Source organism: Nostoc sp. UCD121, assembly GCF_014222285.1.
GTDB lineage: Bacteria > Cyanobacteriota > Cyanobacteriia > Cyanobacteriales > Nostocaceae > Nostoc.
The window spans coordinates 1-1,296 of the sequence record NZ_JACKZS010000469.1; the positions used below are offsets into that span (position 1 = coordinate 1).

Consider the following 1,296-nt stretch of genomic DNA (forward strand, 5'->3'; position numbering starts at 1 on the left):
CGCCACCGCTCACGCTCGTAATTTAGCCCCAGTTCCCAAGCGACATCCTCTAAAGCCAAGTCGCGCAGTTGTTGAGTTTGCTGCTGCCAAAAAGCTACTTGTGCCTCTAATTCCTTGATGCGCTTATCTTTGAGTTCATTTTCAAGAGCCAAAGCTTTAGCTGTAGCTTCCATCTGCTGTTTTTTGGCTTGCGCCCTATCCCGGTCAGCTGCTTTAGCTTGCAATTGCAACTGGGTGAGGCTGATATCTGGTTCTATACCAGCATTAACAACGCTGTAAAAGTCCTTAATGTCCTGGTGTTGCGCCCTACTACCCTTAATGCCACGCTCTAACCCCAGATGTTCTGTAGCTTCTGAGTAGGAATCTTGAAACTGCCTCATCTTCAAGCGACCGTCGAAGAAGTGCTTGGCCCTCAGTTGCCCTTTTTCATCAAGGGGGACAAAATAAGCATGAATATGGGGTGTCGCTTCATCCAAGTGTAATTCTGCCCTGACAATGCGATCGCTGTACCGCGAATCTAACCATTGTTTGGATGCAGAAAGCCAGGAGTCAACTTTATCCTGCTCATAGTAACCCGCTTGTGTTGGGCAGTTGGGACGGAAATATTCGGGGCTGGCAGTCAATAAAATCTCAGTGCAGTAAACCGCATCGGGGCGAATCTTCCGTTTCTGCTCCCCTATCTTTTCCATCACCAACTGATCTAATGAGAGCGTTGGGTTGTTAGTGCCAATGAATCTGATATTTTGTTTATCTGAATCAGCGTTGGGTGTTTCTCGCTGACGTGCGGTGTGCGCTTCACTGCCAGCCAAGTTACTGCGCTTGAGCTTTTTAATCCTTGCAATAGCGTAAGCCATGCCACTTTTTGAGTGATTGAGTGCAATTGCGTCGCAGACCCCACGGAACCTTTTTGTTTCGACCGTCAGGGAGAAATGGCGCAAGCCACCCGTCAGGGCAAAAAGGTGTAGTGGGTACACCAACAACATGGTACACCCAAGCGAAATTCTGCGGCAACAGCGCCCACTCCCACTACAAACGCGACCTCTTGGCACAAATATGGAGCAACTCAGCACAATAATGGCGCAACTTGGCACAATTTGGTCAGCCGAAATCAGCATTTAGGGTCATGAACCGAGGTGAATCACGAGTGCCAGATTGTGCTAAATTGGTGCAATATCTGCACCTGAACAGTGCCATTCTGCTCTAAATCTGCACTAAAATCAGATCATCGTTTTAACCAGCTATTTGCATGACTGACATTTACCTCAGCGTGGACGTTGGTGGGTCGCAAACTAAGAT

Annotated in this window: 2 protein-coding genes; one reads left to right on the top strand and one right to left on the bottom strand. The window is 48.1% G+C overall.

Translation table 11 applies throughout. The features are described from left to right. On the bottom strand, nt 1-854 hold an 854-nt coding region (gene mobV, locus GNF10_RS36930), incomplete at its 3' end, for a MobV family relaxase (protein ID WP_185607498.1). Nucleotides 855-981: 127 nt separating this feature from the next. On the opposite strand from mobV, the gene GNF10_RS36935 reads away from it, so the two are divergent. After that, entirely contained in the window at nt 982-1,119 is a 138-nt protein-coding gene (locus GNF10_RS36935) for a hypothetical protein (RefSeq protein ID WP_185582158.1), read from the top strand. Nucleotides 1,120-1,296 lie beyond the last annotated feature (177 nt).